The organism is Methylorubrum pseudosasae, from assembly GCF_029504475.1.
GTDB classification, from domain to species: Bacteria; Pseudomonadota; Alphaproteobacteria; order Rhizobiales; family Beijerinckiaceae; genus Methylobacterium; species Methylobacterium extorquens.
Genome location: NZ_JAQGDU010000002.1, coordinates 3,266,208 through 3,283,565, shown reverse-complemented (window position 1 = coordinate 3,283,565; position 17,358 = coordinate 3,266,208). Strand labels below are relative to the sequence as shown.

Annotated in this window: 11 protein-coding genes and 3 pseudogenes; 3 read left to right on the top strand and 11 right to left on the bottom strand. The window is 66.1% G+C overall.

Annotated features, from left to right (window positions below; all coding sequences use genetic code 11):
• Window positions 1–193: 193 nt before the first annotated feature.
• Entirely contained in the window at window positions 194–1,261 is a 1,068-nt protein-coding gene (locus tag M2437_RS16430) for a class I SAM-dependent methyltransferase (RefSeq protein ID WP_309247836.1), read from the top strand.
• 118 nt (window positions 1,262–1,379) lie between these two features.
• Here the strand turns inward: M2437_RS16430 and M2437_RS16425 are convergent.
• The 11 genes and pseudogenes from M2437_RS16425 to urtA form a co-directional block, all read right to left on the bottom strand.
• A pseudogene (locus M2437_RS16425) lies at window positions 1,380–1,692 on the bottom strand (IS481 family transposase); the annotation flags it as partial.
• A 468-nt stretch (window positions 1,693–2,160) separates the two neighbouring features.
• Entirely contained in the window at window positions 2,161–3,213 is a 1,053-nt protein-coding gene (locus M2437_RS16420) for an aliphatic amidase (protein WP_004446579.1), read from the bottom strand.
• Window positions 3,214–3,287: 74 nt separating this feature from the next.
• Window positions 3,288–4,748 (bottom strand): carbohydrate porin, encoded by a 1,461-nt coding sequence (locus tag M2437_RS16415; protein ID WP_253388075.1) that lies wholly within the window; start codon window positions 4,746–4,748, stop codon window positions 3,288–3,290.
• 166 nt (window positions 4,749–4,914) lie between these two features.
• Window positions 4,915–5,232: an FmdB family zinc ribbon protein gene (locus M2437_RS16410; RefSeq protein WP_004446576.1), complete on the bottom strand. Its 318-nt coding sequence runs from the start codon at window positions 5,230–5,232 to the stop codon at window positions 4,915–4,917.
• Between the two features lie 64 nt (window positions 5,233–5,296).
• Window positions 5,297–6,526 carry a formamidase gene (gene fmdA / locus M2437_RS16405; RefSeq protein ID WP_004446573.1) on the bottom strand — a complete coding sequence of 410 codons (1,230 nt, stop codon included), beginning with the start codon at window positions 6,524–6,526 and terminating at the stop codon, window positions 5,297–5,299.
• 164 nt (window positions 6,527–6,690) lie between these two features.
• Window positions 6,691–7,707, bottom strand: a complete 1,017-nt coding sequence (locus M2437_RS16400) for an alpha/beta fold hydrolase (RefSeq protein WP_253388074.1) — start codon at window positions 7,705–7,707, stop codon at window positions 6,691–6,693.
• Between the two features lie 11 nt (window positions 7,708–7,718).
• A complete protein-coding gene (gene urtE / locus M2437_RS16395) occupies window positions 7,719–8,408 on the bottom strand; it encodes an urea ABC transporter ATP-binding subunit UrtE (RefSeq protein ID WP_041929281.1) in 690 nt (229 codons plus the stop codon).
• A gap of 70 nt (window positions 8,409–8,478) precedes the next feature.
• A pseudogene (gene urtD, locus M2437_RS16390) lies at window positions 8,479–9,268 on the bottom strand (urea ABC transporter ATP-binding protein UrtD).
• Between the two features lie 11 nt (window positions 9,269–9,279).
• Entirely contained in the window at window positions 9,280–10,461 is a 1,182-nt protein-coding gene (gene urtC, locus M2437_RS16385; RefSeq protein WP_003599200.1) for an urea ABC transporter permease subunit UrtC, read from the bottom strand.
• A 13-nt stretch (window positions 10,462–10,474) separates the two neighbouring features.
• Window positions 10,475–11,401 (bottom strand): urea ABC transporter permease subunit UrtB, encoded by a 927-nt coding sequence (gene urtB / locus M2437_RS16380; protein ID WP_003599194.1) that lies wholly within the window; start codon window positions 11,399–11,401, stop codon window positions 10,475–10,477.
• A 109-nt stretch (window positions 11,402–11,510) separates the two neighbouring features.
• The gene (gene urtA / locus M2437_RS16375) at window positions 11,511–12,764 is read right to left on the bottom strand and encodes an urea ABC transporter substrate-binding protein (RefSeq protein WP_003599193.1); all 1,254 of its coding nucleotides are present in this window, start codon (window positions 12,762–12,764) and stop codon (window positions 11,511–11,513) included.
• A 457-nt stretch (window positions 12,765–13,221) separates the two neighbouring features.
• Between urtA and M2437_RS16370 the strand changes: the two are divergent.
• Together M2437_RS16370 and M2437_RS16365 are read left to right on the top strand one after the other, a co-directional pair.
• Window positions 13,222–16,438: pseudogene (locus M2437_RS16370) on the top strand (ATP-binding protein).
• Complete coding sequence (locus M2437_RS16365) at window positions 16,431–17,333, top strand: response regulator transcription factor (protein WP_253388073.1); 903 nt, start codon at window positions 16,431–16,433, stop codon at window positions 17,331–17,333. The pseudogene M2437_RS16370 and the gene M2437_RS16365 overlap by 8 nt, the downstream one beginning before the upstream one ends.
• The last annotated feature ends 25 nt before the right edge of the window (window positions 17,334–17,358 follow it).

Sequence of the window (17,358 nt, the reverse complement as noted above, 5' to 3'; positions counted from 1 at the left end):
CCGCCGGATCAGAGCGAAAAACGCTCACATAAGAGCGAAAAAGCGCGTCGAGATACGGACGCGCTGCCTACAGGCACGGATATACGAAGCCCTTGAACAAGCGCGACAAGCCTCTGGACAAAGCTTAACCATTCATTAACCTTAACCATAAGACCCGGATGCGCTCCGGCGTCGGGGCTAAGGGCGGTCGAGCATGTCGAGTGGGCAACTTTCTTTATCTCGTGACCCTGATCGCTTGCGCGATTTCGCTTCGCTCAGGGCGTTTGAACGATCACGACTCGACGGCGGTCGGATCCCCACGGAGCTGCCGGCGGCGCTCTATCCGGTGGTGGCGGATGACGTCAGCCGCGCCTTGACCAGCCTCCTCGGACTTGCGGTTCCGGGAAATTACACGGGGCTGACGGACGCGGTCATCGATCTGCTCAGGGTGCTGAAGGAGACCTTCAGCGACCGGACATGGCGGGAAGCCGTGCTGCCGGCGGCCCGCGCGCATGCCCTGGCCAGCCTCGTTCACGAGTGCCCCTTCACGCGCCACTCGTTCACGAAGCCCCGTGGATACCCCGGAGATGCCGGGCTTCTCGACTTCGTCTATCGCCACCCAACCGCGCGGCCCTCGCAGGAAGCTGCGACGGAGGCCGGGCGCACAGTCATGACGTTCACCGTGGGTGTGACGGCATGCGAAGCGGTGCGCCACCGCCGGTCCATCTTGGCCGGGAAGATCGACGAGGCCGCGGCACGCCGGGAGCGACCCTCGATCTTGTCGGTCGCCAGCGGCCATCTGCGCGAGGCGGAACTCAGCATCGCCCTGACGGACGGACGGGTTGGGCGTCTCCTCGCAACCGATCAAGACGCTTCCAGCCTTGCGGTTGTCGATGGATACCGCAGCTCGATCTCAGATGCGATCGAGACGCGACAGGTCACCGTCCGAAACATTCTCTCGGAAAAGACGGACCTGGGCCGCTTTGACCTCATCTATGCTGCCGGGCTCTACGACTATCTCGATGCAAGGGTCGCGGCGCGCCTGACGCGCATTCTCTTCGAGCACCTCAACGAAGGCGGACGGCTCCTCATTCCGAACTTTCTCTGGGGCGTCCCAGAGGAGGCTTACATGGAAGTCTTCATGGACTGGTACCTGTTGTACCGCTCCCGTGAGGAAATCGAAGGCTTCGCGCAGGACCTCGAGCCAGCCGAGGTCCGGCAGACAACCTACACAGAGGACGCGATGGGCGTGATCGGCTATCTCGAGATTGAACGCGTCTAGTGGCGAATCCGGCCTGATCGTATCGGGCTGGAGCCTCAAGACCTCTGTGCGCGGCGGTGGAGGGGAAAACCTCTGGTATTGATTCCCCTCCACTCGCGCGGCTGTGGCCGGCTTCTCGCCGGTGTAGCCCTGATCGACGAAGGCGATCTCGACGCTGGGCTGGAGCGCATCAAGGCAATCGTCCGACGGCAGAAGAATATGCCGCCGGAAGGCAACGACGATGGCTTCCTCCTCCGGGCTCAGGACGGTGGACTGCGCTTCCTTCGGCCCCATGCGCGCATCCGCCGATGTCTCCCGACCACGCCACTTCTGAAGTGTGGCCGGGCTGACGCCGTCGCGCTGGACGCCGCTCTCACGCTCTCTTGACGAGTTTGGATTGCCAGACGGATCGCCTTAGTCGTTGTGGCGCTGCCGTGGAGAACCTGTCCCATAGCGCGTCTCTCGGTGCGCTCTCAGGCGTACCACCACGCAAAGGGACGGAACATCGAACAGGCCGAAGGGGGAGTGCTCGGTCGCCGGGAAGATCGACGCTGTTGGTACGGATGGCCATCAATATCGATTACTTCAGATTGGCTAACGACAGGCAGGGTCATCGTGTAGGCGATCACGGCATTCGTCCCGTCCCCGACATCACGCAGCGCGAGGTCGGCGCGATCGGCCGGGGGTGTCGTCAATAGCCGGAACAACGGGACGGGCCGGCATCCCCCAGCCGAAAGACATTGCACTCCCCCGCCGACAAACACGCTCCTTCGCCAAAAAAATTCGGTCAACGAAGGCAACGAGTCACGCGGGAGATCACCGATAAACGTCCCGCATGCGCACAGACGGAGAACGCCCTCCGCCCGGTCCGGGTGGAGGGCGCTCGGCCGCGTGATGTGGCGCTTCGGCTCGAGCCGGGTTCAGCGCGGGTCGGGCGGGCCTTCGCCCTTGCCGACGAAGGGGATGCCCTCGATCGGACATTCCTCGGTGCCGACGCTGGAGCGGGTGATGGCGCGCACCGCGTCGCGGGTGCCGTCGGGGTCTTCGATCCAGCGGCGGTAGAAGTCGTAGGGGCATTCCGACATCCCGTGCCGGTTCTCCTTCGAGTTGATCATGCCGGTGTAGCCGCGGTGAAGCAGCTTGAAGAGGTGGTTCTCCGACTGGCCGTGGGCGCGGAAATCGCGGATCAGGAACTTCGAGAGTGCGGCGTACTGGATGCCCATCTCCTCCTCGCCGCACTCGCCCAGCGTCCGACCGTCGAAGCCGATGATCGCCGAGTGGCCGAAATAACTGTAGACGCCGTCGAACCCGGCGGCGTTGGCCACCGCGACGTAGGTGTTGTTGGCGAATGCCATCGCCTTCGAGATCAGAACCTGTTGTTCCTTGGCCGGGTACATGTAGCCCTGGCAGCGGATGATGAGTTCGGCGCCGCGCATCGCGCAGTCGCGCCAGATCTCGGGATAGTTGCCGTCGTCGCAGATGATCAGGCTGATCTTGAGGCCCTTCGGGCCATCCGAGACGTAGGTGCGGTCGCCGGGATACCAGCCCTCGATCGGGGTCCAGGGCATGATCTTGCGGTACTTCTGCACGATCTCGCCCTGGTCGTTCATCAGGATGAGCGTGTTGTAGGGGGCTTTGCGCGGATGCTCCTCGTGGCGCTCGCCGGTGAGCGAGAACACGCCCCAGACCTTGGCCTTGCGGCAGGCGTCGGCGAAGATGTCGGTCTCCGCACCGGGGATGGAGGAGGCGGTCTCGTACATCTCGCCCGCGTCGTACATGATGCCGTGGGTCGAGTATTCGGGGAAGATCACGAGATCGAGGCCCGGCAGACCGGCCTTCATCCCGATGATCATGTCGCCGATCTTCTTGGCGTTTTCCAACACCTCGGCCTTGGTGTGCAGCCGGGGCATCTTGTAGTTCACGACGGCGACGCCGACGCTGTCCTGACTCGACGAGATATCACCGTGCATCATGGCGGTGTTTCCTCCGGTTGGTTTGAGGGGAGGGGCCCGTCGCGCGAGCCCCCTTTCTTGGCTCGGAAAAAGGGCTAGCCCGGAGCGAGGCCGAGCAGGGTGCCGAGCGGGACGACGAGGGTGGCGCCGGCATAGAAGCCGTCCTTGGCGCGCCGCGCGGTGAAGGGGTTCCAGAACGAGTTCGGGTTGACCACGTACTGGACCACCGGCTCGATGATCACCCCCGCGCCGACATCGAAGTGCGCGTTGGCTTCGAACACGAACTTGTCGCGCGAATACGGGGCACCCGAGCCGCCCGAGATGAAGTTCGCGTCAGACAGGAACTGCGTGTAGTTCTCCGACAGGCGCTGCCAGTTCATCTTCAGGCCGTAGCTGTCGTTGGGCCGGCTCTGGTCGGGCGCGTCGAGGCGCACGCCGACGAACGAGTTGAAGCGGATCGGCACCGTCGGGTCGAAGGAATAGCCCGTGCCGGTATAGAGCGAGATCGCGGTCGGGTGCGGGTTGGCGACCAGACCGCCATCGGCGCGCCAGATCGTCTGCGTGCCGGTGAGCACGATGCCGGACGTGCCCGATTTCTGCAGCACCGGGGCGCCGGGGTTCAGGCCCTTCGAGGTGCCGAACACCGTCTTGAAGTTGTCGTCGTGATCGGCCGTGTTGAAGAAGCCGGTGAGCGAGGCGCGGCCGGGATAGGCGGTCATGGTGTAGTCGGTCTTGGTGCCGATCTCGGTCATCACCAGCGCGCCCGAGAGCCGCTCGTAGCCGAAATCGTAGCCCGACAGCGCGTTGGTGCCGGGGTTCACCGAGAAGGCGCCGGCCTGGACGTAGCTCGTCGGCGAGAGCTGGTAGGCGGCGTTCGCGCCCCAGACCGCGTAGAGCGGCGAGGTGAAGCCGGCGTTGATGTAGAACAGGTCCTGGAAGCAGGAATTGATCGAGTTGCACGGCGGCAGGCCGTAGTAGCGATCGGGGTGGGTGCGGCCGACCTCGATGACGAGGCGGTCATCAAGCAGCTTCTGCTGGTAGGTGAGCAGCGACAGGCGGTTGTTGTTGGGGTTGAACGGCGGCTGGTAGCCGACCGTGGTGTCGCCGATATCGGCGGCCATGTTGAGGTTGCGGACGTTGCCGAAGAAGGTCTGGGTGAACTTGATGGTGCCGCCACTGATGTTGGCGATGCGCTGCATGTCGGCGGTCATGGAGAGGACGAAGTAGGTCGAGTTCGACTGCTCTCCCGTGCGCAGGCCGGCGGAGGGGTTGGCTTGGTAGAAGTTGTAGATGTTGATGTCGAAGGTGAGCCCGCGCTCGGCCATGTGGGTGGCCCAGGGTGCCAGCGGGCCGACGCGGACGGGATCGCTGGGTTTCTCGGCGATGCGCGGATCGGTGCGCGGCTGGGTTTGATCGTTGAACTGGCCCACCGGCGAGGGTTGCTGCGCCGAGACGCCGGTCGCCGTGGTCAGGCTTGCCGCCAGCAGGGCTCCGGCCGTTCCGATTCTCACGCCGCGGCGGCGTCTGGCCCGTGTCTGTGTCATTCGCTCAAGCATCGTCAGTCCCCAACCCGTCCTCTGCGCCGGCCTGCCCACAGGGTTCGTCCCGCTTGTCGTGTCGCGGCCGGCGGCTCCCTCGCGGAGCTGTTCTTCGGTTCGATCCATCCTTCCGGATGTGGAGCGGCGGGCACACCGGGCGCCCGCCGCCGAGACGGCCGTTCGATCAGTGGCTGATCATCCAGGGCCGCGCGTTCGGGAAGCTCTTGGCCGCCGCGGGTGCGGCGGACGTCTTCTTCGGCGAGCAGCAGCCGCAACCGGCCCCATGGGCACCGGAGCGCCGCGGCTCGTGGCGGCTGCGCTCGTTGGTGGCGTGGGCCGCCTTGAGGCCTGCATCCATGCCGGAGATCCGCGGGGCGGTGAGGAAGGCGCGCTGGCATTCCCCGCCGCAATCCGGGCAGTCATGCGGGTCCTTGAACTGCGCCATCGGGCGCAGCACCGTGAACGGACCACAACTCTCGCAGGCGTAATCGTAGACCGGCATCTCAAGCACTCTCAGGCAAAGTGTGTGCGGTTTGCCGCCCGGAGAGAGCGGCAAACCAAGAGATTCAGAGATCCGGCGAGAGCGGCATCTGGATCGAGCCGTCGAGGAACTTCGTCGGCCCGGCCTCGGACGGGTTGATGTCGAAGTCGAAGATGCCGGTCGGAATCCAGAGCGTCGCGCAGGCGTTCGGGATATCGACGACGCCGGAGATGTGGCCCTGGACCGGGGCGGTGCCGAGGATCGAGTAGGCCTGGGCGCCCGAGTAGCCGAACTTCTTCAGGTACTCGATCGCGTTGAGGCAGGCTTGGCGGTAGGCGACCGTGACGTCGAGGTAATGCTGCTTGCCATACTCGTCGACCGAGACGCCCTCGAAGATCAGGTGATCGTCGTATTTCGGGGTGATCGGCGACGGCTTGAAGATCGGGTTCTTGATCCCGTACTTGGCCATGCCGTCCTTGATCAGGCTGACCTTGAGATGGACCCAGCCCGCCATCTCGATGGCGCCACAGAAGGTGATCTCGCCGTCGCCCTGGCTGAAATGCAGGTCGCCCATCGAGAGGCCGGCGCCGGGCACGTAGACGGGGAAGTAGATCTTCGAGCCGCGCGACAGATCCTTGATGTCGCAATTGCCGCCATGCTCGCGCCCCGGCACCGTACGGGCGCCCGTGGCCGCGGCGTTGTCCTTCGCGTCACCCTTCAGCCGCCCCATATGCGCGGTCGGGCCGAAGGGGAGGGTGGCCAGCGCCGGCACCCGGCTCGGGTTGGTGTCGTAGAGCGCCTTCTCGCGGGTGTTCCAGGTCTCCAGCATCTTCGGATCGGGCAGACAGCCGATCAGGCCGGGATGGATCAGACCGGGGAAGCGCACGCCGGGCACGTGGCGCGACTTGGTGAACATGCCCTCGAAATCCCAGATCGACTTCTGGGCCTGGGGGAAGTGCTCGTCGAGAAAGCCGCCGCCGTTGTTCTTCGAGAAGAAGCCGTTGAAGCCCCACTGGCTCTCGGGCTTGGCGCCGATATCGAGCAGATCGACCACGAGCAGGTCGCCGGGCTCGGCACCCTCGACGCCGATCGGGCCGGACAGGAAATGCACGATCGACAGATCGATGTCGCGCACGTCGTCGGCGGAATCGTTGTTCTTGATGAAGCCGCCGGTCCAGTCGTAGGTCTCGACGATGAAGTCGTCGCCCGGCTTCACGGTCGCGACCATCGGGATGTCCGGGTGCCAGCGGTTGTGCACCATGTCGTTGTCGTAGGCCGACTGCGTGAGATCGACCTTGATCAGGGTCTCGGGCATTTCCTTTACTCCTTTACTGTCCGGATTTTTGGCAGCCGTCCCCGTTGCGTGTCCGGTGCTGGTCCGGCCGCCCCCGTGGATCGTTGTTGTCGCTCTTCGTTCATCCGGCGCGGGTTCGGCGCCGGATCGGTTCGGGCGGGCCGCCGGGGCGCCCCGCTGATGGCTCAGCTGGCGAGCAGCTCCTTCAGCGCCGCATCCAACACCTTGATGTCCTCCGGGGACGTGCCGGGGCCGCCGGCGAAGTGGCCCCAATAGGTCTCGACCGTGCGTAGCTCCGCGTTCGGCATGTGTTCGACCTCGATGGCGCTGTCTTCGGGTGGGAAATACAGGTCGGTCGAAGCCGGCATCACGAAAGCTTTGGCCTTGATCGCGCCGAGCGCCTTCTTGAGATCACCGCCGTAGAGGTCGTTGTTCGAGATGTCGCCGTTCTGCCAAGTCCAGAGCATGGCGAGCAGGTTGTTGGCGTCCTTTTCGAGCAGCCAGCCTTCCCAGAAGCCGACGAGGAAGTCTTCGAGCGAGGCGTAGCCCATCTGCTTCAGGTCGGCCTCGACCCGGTAGAAGGTCTGCGAGAAGCCCCAGCCGGCGTAGACCCGGGCGGCGGCGCGCAGGCCCTTCTGCGGCTGTTCAGCGTAGAACCCATCGGCAAAGGAGGCATCCGCCTGGAGCGCCGCCTTGACGCCCTCCAGGAAGACGAAGTTGTGCCGCGAGCACTTGGCCGAGCCCTGGAACGGCAGGATGCGCTCGACCATCTCCGGGAAGATCGCGCCCCAGTGGAAGGTCTGGAGCGCGCCCATCGACCAGCCGGTGACGAGCTTGATCCGCTCGATGCCGAAGACTTCCGTCACCAGCCGATGCTGCTGCACCACGTTGTCGTAGGCCGTGACCTTGGGAAAGCGCGGCCCGTTGAAGGGGGCCGGCGTGTTGCTCGGCGAGGACGACAATCCGTTGCCGAACATGTTCGGCACGATGATGAAGTACCGGTCCGGATCGAGCGCCTTGCCCGGCCCGATCAGCCACTCGTTCTCCAGATGCGTGCCGGAATACCAGCACGGATAGACGATGACGTTGTCCTTCGCGGCGTTGAGCGTGCCGTAGGTCTTGTAGGCGAGCCGCGCGCCGCGGATCGTCTGCTTCGACTGCAGGACGACGTCGCCGAGCTCGAAGATCTCGTAATCGGCCATCGCGAAGATCCTCAGACCGAGAGGAAGCGGGCGACCTGCGCCTCGTCGATGTCGGCACGCAGACTCTCGTGGACGATCGAGCCGTTCTCGATCACGAGAACCCGGTCGGCCACGTCCATGGCAAAGCTCAGCACTTGCTCCGAGACGACGATCGACAGACCGCGCTCGTCGCGAATCTTCTTCAGCGTACGCCCCATTTCGCGAATAATCGAGGGTTGAATACCCTCCGTCGGCTCGTCGAGAAGCAGAACCTTCGGCTTGCTGGCGAGCGCCCGGGCGATGGCGAGCTGCTGCTGCTGGCCGCCCGACAGGTTGCCGCCGCGCCGGCCCTTCATCTCCAGCAGCACCGGGAACATCGTGTAGAGATCCTGCGGCACCTTGCGCGAACCGGTGACGGTGAGGCCCGTCTCGATGTTCTCCTGCACCGTCATGGTCGAGAAGATCATCCGGCCCTGCGGCACGTAGGCCAGCCCCTTGGCCACGCGAGCATGGCTCTTCAGGCTGGTGACGTCGGTGCCGTCCACGGTGATCGTGCCGGATTTCGTCGGCACGATGCCCATGAGCGTCTTCATGAGCGTCGACTTGCCCATGCCGTTGCGGCCCATCACGGCGACGATCTCGCCCGGCGCGACGTCGAGATCGATGCCGTGGAGCACCTCGCTCTGGCCGTAGGCCGAGTGGAGGTCGGAGATCGACAGCATGGCTTGGGTGCCGGGCACGACCGGCGGCACGAGCGGGGAGGGGGAAGTCTGGAGCATGATCCGTTCGCCCTCAGTGGCCGAGATAGACTTCGATGACCTTCGGGTCGTTTTTGACCCGCTCCATCGACCCTTCGGAGAGCACCTTGCCCTGGGTGGAGCACGGTGACGCGGTGGGCGATGTCCTCGACGAACTTCATGTCGTGCTCGATGACGAGCACGGAGCGGCCCTTGATGATCTGGTTCAAGAGTTCGGCGGTCTTGATGCGCTCGCCGACGCTCATGCCGGCGACCGGCTCGTCGAGCATCAGCAGCTCCGGGTCCTGGATCAGCAGCATGCCGATCTCCAGCCACTGCTTCTGGCCGTGGCTCAGGAACTCGGCCCGCTCGTCGAGCTGGTCCTTGAGGAAGATGGTCTGGGCGATCTCGTGGATGCGGTCGCGCACCTCGGCGTCGCGCTTGAAGGTCAGCGCCCCGAACACCGAGCGGCCGCGGGGGAACGAGATCTCGAGATTCTCGAACACCGTCAGGTCGTCGTAGATCGAGGGCGTCTGGAACTTGCGCCCGACGCCGGCCTGGACGATCGCGCTCTCGGAGAGCTTGGTCAGCTCCTGGCCCTTGTACTTGATCGAGCCGGCGCTGGCCTTGGTCCGCCCGCAGATCAGGTCGAGCACCGTGGTCTTGCCGGCGCCGTTGGGGCCGATGATGACCCGGATCTCGTCCGGATCGACGTAGAACGACACGTCGTTGACCGCCTTGAACCCGTCGAAGGAGACGGTCAGCGCCTCGACCGCCAGCAGGAAGTCCTTCTCGTCGGCGGGCGTACCGATGGGGGCGGATGAAGGAAGGATGGCCGCGTTCATGGGTTTCGTCCTCACTCGGCCGGGGTGCCGTGGGGCAGGGCGGGGCCGGCGACGGGGGCCAGACCCTTGGCCTTGCGGAACAGGCGGGGTTCGATGTGCTCGCGCCAGATGCCGGCGAGACCGTTGGGGAAGATCAGCACCACGGCGATGAACAGGCCGCCGAGGCCGAACAGCCAGAGGTCGGGGAAGGATTCGGAGAAGCTCGTCTTGGCCCAGTTGACCAGCAGCGTTCCCCAGACCGCGCCGAAGAGCGAGAGGCGCCCGCCGACCGCGGTGTAGATCACCATCTCGACCGAGGGCACGATGCCGACGAAGGAGGGTGACATGAACCCGACTTGGAGGGTGAACATCGCCCCGCCGATCGCGGCGAAGGCAGCCGCGAGGCAGTAGGCGAACACCTTGAAGCCCGCCACCGAGTAGCCCGAGAACCGGACCCGGTCCTCCTTTTCGCGCATGGCGACGAGAATGCGCCCGAGCTTCGACTTCTTCACGTACTGCGCCATCAGGATACAGCCGATCAGCAGGCCGCCATTGACGAAGTAGAGGACGAACTTCGCGCTATCCTGGCGGATGTCCCAGCCGTGGAGGGTGCGCAGATCGGTGATGCCGTTGATGCCGCCGGTGTAGCCCTGCTGGCCGACGATCAGGATCGTCAGGATCGCGGCGATGGCCTGGGTGATGATGGCGAAGTAGGTGCCGCCAACGCGGCGCTTGAACATCGCCACCGAGATGAGGAAGGCGAAGGCCACCGGCACCGCGACGACGAGGAGCAGCGTCAGCGGCAGACTCTGGAACGGGTGCCAGAACCACGGAAGCTCCGTGATCTGGTTCCAGTCCATGAAGTCGGGAATGCCCGGCGTTGACTGGATTTTCGTATTTTCGACGCTCGAAGCCTCCAGCTTCAAGTACATCGCCATGCAGTAGCCGCCGAGGCCGAAGAACACGCCCTGGCCGAGCGAGAGGATGCCGGCATAGCCCCAGCAGATGACGAGGCCGAGGGCGACGAAGGCGTAGGTGAGATACTTGCCGACGAGGTTGAGGCGGAAGCCGTCGAGCACGAGCGGCAGGACCACCAGGATCACGCCGGCCAGCAGCGCGAGGCTGACCCACTCGACCGGCTTCATGAAGGGGTTGTCGTTGACGGTGACCGCCTTCGACAGGGACTGCATGGGACTTGTCTTCTGGTTCGTCATCGGGGCGCGCTCCTCAGCGACGGACCTTGAGGGTGAACAGGCCCTGCGGCCGCAGCATCAGGATTCCCACCACCGCGAGCAGGGTGAGCACCTTGGCCATCGAGCCGGAGAGGAAGAATTCGAGGGTGGATTGGGTCTGCGAGATCGAGAAGGCCGAGGCGATGGTGCCGAGCAGGCTCGCCGCGCCGCCGAAGACCACGATCAGGAAGGTATCGACGATGTAGAGCTGGCCCGAGGTCGGCCCGGTGGAGCCGATCATCGTGAAGGCCGAACCGGCGATGCCGGCGATGCCGCAGCCGAGGCCGAAGGTGGTGCGATCGACCTTCTCGGTATCGATGCCGACGGCACCCGCCATCGGGCGGTTGCTCATCACCGCGCGGATCTGCGCACCGAAGCGCGAGCGGTACATCAGCACCGCGACGCCCACGGTGATGACGGCGGTGACCGCGATCACGAACAGGCCGTTGATCTGCACCTCGATGGAATCGGTGACGGGGATCGAGCCCATCATCCACGAGGGCAGTTCGACGCCGACCTCACGCGGGCCGAAGATCGTACGGTAGGCCTGCTGCAGGATCAGCGAGAGGCCCCAGGTCGCGAGCAGCGTATCGAGCGGGCGCTTGTAGAGGTGGCGGATCAGCGCCCATTCCACCAGCATCCCCATCGCTCCCGAGGCCAGGAAGGCCAATGCCATGGCGACGAAGAAATACGCGCCGAACAGCGAGGGCAGGTAGGTCTGGAAGAAGGTCGAGCAGAGATAGGTGACGTAGGCGCCCAGGATCATGAACTCGCCGTGGGCCATGTTGATGACGCCCATCTGGCCGAAGATGATCGCCAGACCCAACGCCATCAGCACGTAGACGGAAAACAGGATCAGACCTGCGAAGCCCTGCATCACGAAGATCGAGCTGAGGTCTGCGAGCGAATAGTCGCCGAACATGGCTTGTGACTCCGGCGGAATTTTCTGGGAGAGCGCAGCAAGTGTCGGGCCACGCCCGTCATATCGCGGGTGTCCCCTCCCGCGGGGGAGGGGACCGGAGCGTCCGCGACTACTGGTAGCCCTTCGGGAAGGGGTTCGGCTCGATCAGCTCGGGGCTCTCGTAGACCACCTCGAACTGGCCGCTCGGCAGGGCCTTGGCCACGCGGGTCTTCGACCAAAGGTGATGGTTCGGGTGAACCTTCACGTAGCCTTCCGGCGCCTCCTTGAACTCGATGTCGGCGGACGCCGCTGCGACCTTGTCGACATCGAAGGAGCCGGCCTTCTCCACCGCCATCTTCCAAAGGAACGGGCCGAGATAGGCGGCCTGGGTCACGTCGCCGATGACGGTCTTGTCGCCCCACATCTTCTTGAAGGCAGCGACGAACTTCTCGTTGTTCGGGTTCTTCAGCGACTGGAAGTACTTCATGCAGGAATAGGCGCCGGCGATGTTGTCGCCGCCGATGCCGTCGATCTCGTCCTCGGTGACCGAGATCGTCAGCAGGGTCTGCTTGTTGAGGTCGATACCGGCCGCCTTGAGCTGCTTGTAGAACGCCACGTTCGAGCCACCGACCACGTCGGCGAAGATCACGTCCGGCTTCTTGAGCTTGATCTTGTTGATGACCGAATTGAACTGCGTGTGGCCGAGGGGGAAGTACTCCTCGCCGGCGACCGTACCCTTGAGCACGTTCTCGATATGCTTGCGGGCGATCTTGTTCGAGGTGCGCGGCCAGATGTAATCCGAGCCGACCATGAAGAACGACTTGGCGCCCTTCTCCTTGGCGACCCAGTCGAGCGAGGCGAGGATCTGCTGCGTCGCCTCTTGGCCGGTGTAGATCACGTTCTTGGACTGCTCCAGGCCCTCGTAGAAGGTCGGGTAGTAGAGCAGGCCGTTATACTGCTCGAAGACCGGCAGCGCGGCTTTGCGCGAGGCGGAGGTCCAGCAGCCCATCACCGCGGCGCAATGGTCGTTGACGAGGAGCTTCTTGGCCTTCTCGGCAAAGGTCGGCCAATCGGAGGCGCCGTCCTCCTGGATCACCTTGATCTTGCGGCCGAGCACGCCGCCCATCTCGTTGATCTGGGCAATCGCGAGCTTCTCGGCCTGGATCGAGCCGGTCTCGGAGATCGCCATCGTGCCGGTGGCCGAGTGCAGGATGCCGACCGTGACCTCGCTGTCGGTCACCGCGAGCCCGGTCGTGTTGACGGCCGAGGTCGGCGCGGCGGCGAACGCCATCCGCGGCATCATCGCCAGCGCGGGAAGCCCCGCGAGACCCATGAGAAGCTTGCGCCGCAGGGCCGAGTCCAGGCCCTTCTTGTCGTCCGCCATCGTGCCTCAACCCCTGTATCTCGTCTCGGCACGGCTCTGCCGGTCGGCGGCCGTGCTCGAACGAGGGGAAGGCTAGGCTTGATGATGCGGCGCACCCATACGCTGTTTTGCGTATGTCCGCCCGGCAGACCGGACCGTAGCGTACCGCTCTCGATTCCGTGAGCAGCGGGCGTTAGGGATGTCCGTGCCCCGCCGTGACGGACAGTTGGACAGGCTCTTGGCCGGCACGTCCGTTGCAAGCCGGTGATCCGCCCATCGTGAGGACGGCCCCCTGAGCGCCCGGTCCATCATCCCGATCCGTCGGGACTACAACCGCCTCGTCGCCGACGAGACGCTGGAAGACTATGCCCTGCGCTTCACCGCCAAGAAGGCGCGGCGCTGGTCGTCCTTCCGCATCGCGCAGACGGCTTTGGGCTCGCTCTCGTTCCTGGCGCTGGAAGCCATCGGCGGCACGCTGGTGCTCGCCACCGGCTTCACCAACACCTTCGCCGCCGTGCTCGTCGTCGGGCTCATCATCTTCGCCACCGCCGCGCCGATCACGATCTACGCCGCGCGCTACGGGGTCGATATCGACCTGCTCACCCGCGGAGCAGGCTTCGGCTATCTCGGCTCGACGATCACCTCGCTGATCTATGCCGGCTTCACCTTCCTGTTCTTCGCCATCGAAGCCGCGATCATGGCGCTGGCGCTGCAGCTCTGCTTCGGCCTGCCGCTGTGGATCGGCTACATCGTCAGTGCGGGGGCGGTGATCCCGCTGGTGATCTACGGCATCCGCCTCATCAGCCGGTTCCAGCTCTGGACGCAGCCGCTCTGGATCGGCCTCAACCTGCTGCCGCTCCTCTGCATCTGGCTCTCGGGGCCGGTGCCGTTCGAAGCCTTCACCGGCTATCCCGGCCTGGAAGCCGCGGGCGCAGGCTTCGACCTGCGCCTGTTCGGGCTCGCCTCCGGCATCCTGCTGGCGCTGCTGGCCCAGGTCGGCGAGCAGGTCGACTTCTTGCGGTTCATGCCGCCGCCGCAGGGGAGGGGCGATTGGCGCTGGTGGGTCGGGGTACTCTCGGCGGGCGCCGGCTGGATCGTGCCCGGCATGTTCAAGATCCTGCTCGGCGCCTTCCTCACGGTGCTGGCGCTCGGCCATGGCGTTTCACCGGAGCGCGCCGCCGAGCCGACGCAGATGTACGCGGTCGCCTTCGGCTACGTCTCGGGCTCGCCCGGCGTCGCGCTGGCGCTGACCGGCCTGTTCGTGGTGATCTCGCAGCTCAAGATCAACGTGACCAACGCCTATGCCGGCTCGATCGCGTGGTCGAACTTCTTCTCGCGCCTCACGCACAGCCATCCGGGCCGGGTGGTCTGGCTCGTGTTCAACGTCGCCATCGCGCTGCTGCTGATGGAACTCGGCATCGACAAGACCATCGAGAGCACGCTGCCGCTCTATGCCTGCGTGGTCTCGGCCTGGGTCGGAGCGCTCGCCGCGGATCTCGCCGTCAACAAGCCGCTCGGGCTGTCGCCGCCGGGCATCGAGTTCAAGCGCGCGCATCTCTACGCCATCAACCCCGTGGGCACCGGAGCGATGGTGCTCTCGCTGCTCGCCGGCTGCCTGATCCATGCCGGCCTGTTCGGTGACGCGCTGCAGCCCTTCGCGCCGATGCTGGCGCTCGCCACCGCCTTCGCCGCCGCACCCGCCATCGCCTTCGCGACCGGAGGCAAGCGCTACCTCGCCCGCGACCCGCAGACCGCCTGGGATCGGACGGAGATCACCTGCCGGGTCTGCGAGCACCCGTTCGAGGCCGAGGACATGGCCCAGTGCCCGGCCTATTCGGGGCCGATCTGCTCGCTGTGCTGCTCGCTCGATGCCCGCTGCGGCGACCTGTGCAAGCCGCACGGACGGCTGGAGGTGCAAGCCCACGACGCGCTCGCCCGCGTGCTGCCCGCCCGCACCGCCGCCTGGATCGGCGCGCCGCTCGGCCGCTACATCGCGCTGATGCTGACCCTGATCACGGTGATCGGGCTGATCCTCGTCATCGTCCATGCGGGGGCCGCCGCCGCGCATCCGGAGCATGGTGAAACCCTGCGCGCGGCGCTCACCAGCCTGTTCTTCATCCTGATCGTGATTCTCGGCGTGGTCGCATGGCTGTTCGTGCTGGCCCAGGAGAGCCGCCGCGTCGCGCAGGAGGAAACCGCGCGCCAGACCGCCCTCTACGAGGCCGAGATCGCCGCCCACAAGATTACCGACGCCAAGCTGCAGCAGGCCAAGGAAACGGCGGAGGCCGCCAACCTCGCCAAGAGCCGCTACGTCGTCGGCATCAGCCACGAATTGCGCACGCCGCTCAACGCCGTGCTCGGCTACGCGCAGTTGCTGGAGGGCGACCCGAGCATCCCCGAGCCCCGCCGCAACGGCATCCGGGTGATCCGCCGCAGCGCCCAGCATCTCTCGGGCCTGATCGACGGCCTGCTCGACATCTCACGGATGGAGGCGGGCCGGCTCCAGACCCACCGCAACGAGATCCGGCTCGCCGACTTCCTCGCCCAGATCGTCGACATGGTGCGGCTCCAGGCCGAGGGCGCGGGCTTGACCTTCCGCTTCACCCGGCCCGAGATCCTGCCGGCGGTGGTGGCGACCGACGAGAAGCGCCTGCGCCAGATCCTGCTCAACCTGCTGTCCAACGCGATCAAGTTCACGCCCGAGGGCGAGGTGGCGCTGGAGATGACCTATCGCGGGCAGGTCGCCGTCTTCACGATCCGCGACACCGGGCTCGGCATTCCGGAGGCCGATCTCGGCCGAATCTTCGAACCGTTCGAGCGCGGCTCGATGCCCGCCGCCCGCGCGGCGCCCGGCACCGGGCTCGGGCTGACCATCGCGCATCTGCTGTCGCAGGTGATGGGCGGCGAGATCACCGTGGAGAGCCGGGTCGGGGAGGGCACCTGCTTCCGGGTGCGGCTGATGCTGGCCTCGGTGAACCGCCCGGCGCCCGCGGCGATGCCGGCCCCCGCGGCGGTGGTGCGGCCCGCCTTGTCCGAGCCGGGCCGCCTCGTTCTCGTCGCCGACGACGATCCGGCCCACCGCGCGCTGATGCGCGAGATCCTTGAACCCCTCGGCTTCACGGTCGCCGAGGCGCCGGACGGCCCGGCCTGCCTCGCTTTGGCGAAGGCGCGCGAGCCGGCGCTGGTCCTGCTCGACATCGCCATGCCGGGCATGAGCGGCTGGGAGGTGGCGCGAACGCTGCGCGAGACCGGTTTCACCGCCCGGATCGCGATGATGTCGGCCAACGTCCACGAGATCAGCCCGAGCCGCGGGGCGGGATGCGCCGCACGACGACATCATTGCCAAGCCGTTCGACATGCAGGATCTTTTGGAGAGGATCACAGGGCTGCTGGGGACCGCCCGCCCGCTGCCTGACCCCGCCCCGGAAACCCGCCCGATCGTGCGCCCCGAGCGTCCGGCCGAAGCGATGCGGGGAGAAGCGGCGCGCGGCGGAGCCGTGCCGGCCGAGCACGTCGCCGCGCTGCTGCGCCTCGGCCGCATCGGCCATGTGCGCGGCATCGAGGCCAAGCTCACCGAGTTGGAGACCGACGCCACCGTGCCGCCCGCCTTCATCGCGCAGATGCGCGGGCTGGTGACGGCCTACGACATGCGCCGCTATGTCGGCGTTCTGGAGGGGTTGGCCCGCGATGCCTGACACGCGGCGCGACATCGTCCTCGTCGTCGATGATTCTCCCGATACGCTCAGCTTCCTCACCGAGGCGATCGAGCGCTCCGGCGCCACGGTGCTCGTGGCGGTAGGCGGCGACCTCGCCCTCGACCTCGTGGAGGAGATCACCCCCGACATCATCCTGCTCGACGCAGTGATGCCGGGCATGGACGGATTCGAGACCTGCCGCCGGCTCAAGGCCAAGGGCCATCTCGCCCACGTGCCCGTCATCTTCATGACCGGGCTGTCGGAGACCGAGCATATCGTAAAGGGCCTGGGCGCGGGCGGGACCGACTACGTCACCAAGCCCATCGCCCCCGACGAGATCCTGGCGCGCATCCGCGTCCATCTCGCGAGCGCGCGGGCCGCGCAGAGCGCCCGGGCGGCGCTCGACACTGCCGGGCGGACCTTGTTCGCGGTCGATGCCGCGGGCGCGGTCCTGTGGTGCACGCCGCAGGCCGCGCAGGTGCTCGCCGCACTCGGAGCGAGCGAGCCGCTGAGCCTCCCTCCGAGCGGGCGCGACTGGCTGGCCAGGTGCCTCGCCGGCACCGCCACACCCCTCACGCTCACCGACGCGCAGGGGCGCATCCATACCTTGAGCTTCATCGGCCGCACCGGGCCGGAGATCCTGCTGCGCCTCTCAGGCGATCCCGCCGCCGCCGGGTTGGAACGGCTGCGCGAGCGACTGCCCATCACCGGCCGCGAGGCGGAGGTGTTGCTCTGGCTCTCCCGCGGCAAGTCGAGCCGCGACATCGGCGAGATCTTGGGATTGAGCCCCCGCACGGTGACGAAGCACCTGGAAGGCATCTACGCCAAGCTCGGCGTCGAGAACCGCACCGCTGCCTCGGCCGTCGCGGCGCGGCACCTGCGCGATTTGGATTGATCGGCCAAAGCACGCGCGTCATCGC

Excerpts from the sequence above, each read along its gene's own strand:
- M2437_RS16365 (WP_253388073.1), top strand. The coding sequence starts at position 16,431 with ATGCCTGACACGCGGCGCGACATCGTCCTCGTCGTCGATGATTCTCCC.
- urtC (WP_003599200.1), bottom strand. The coding sequence starts at position 10,461 with ATGACGAACCAGAAGACAAGTCCCATGCAGTCCCTGTCGAAGGCGGTC.
- M2437_RS16410 (WP_004446576.1), bottom strand. The coding sequence starts at position 5,232 with ATGCCGGTCTACGATTACGCCTGCGAGAGTTGTGGTCCGTTCACGGTG.
- M2437_RS16430 (WP_309247836.1), top strand. The coding sequence starts at position 194 with ATGTCGAGTGGGCAACTTTCTTTATCTCGTGACCCTGATCGCTTGCGC.
- urtE (WP_041929281.1), bottom strand. The coding sequence starts at position 8,408 with ATGCTGTCGATCTCCGACCTCCACTCGGCCTACGGCCAGAGCGAGGTG.
- fmdA (WP_004446573.1), bottom strand. The coding sequence starts at position 6,526 with ATGCCCGAGACCCTGATCAAGGTCGATCTCACGCAGTCGGCCTACGAC.
- M2437_RS16420 (WP_004446579.1), bottom strand. The coding sequence starts at position 3,213 with ATGATGCACGGTGATATCTCGTCGAGTCAGGACAGCGTCGGCGTCGCC.
- urtB (WP_003599194.1), bottom strand. The coding sequence starts at position 11,401 with ATGTTCGGCGACTATTCGCTCGCAGACCTCAGCTCGATCTTCGTGATG.
- M2437_RS16400 (WP_253388074.1), bottom strand. The coding sequence starts at position 7,707 with ATGGCCGATTACGAGATCTTCGAGCTCGGCGACGTCGTCCTGCAGTCG.
- urtA (WP_003599193.1), bottom strand. The coding sequence starts at position 12,764 with ATGGCGGACGACAAGAAGGGCCTGGACTCGGCCCTGCGGCGCAAGCTT.
- M2437_RS16415 (WP_253388075.1), bottom strand. The coding sequence starts at position 4,748 with ATGCTTGAGCGAATGACACAGACACGGGCCAGACGCCGCCGCGGCGTG.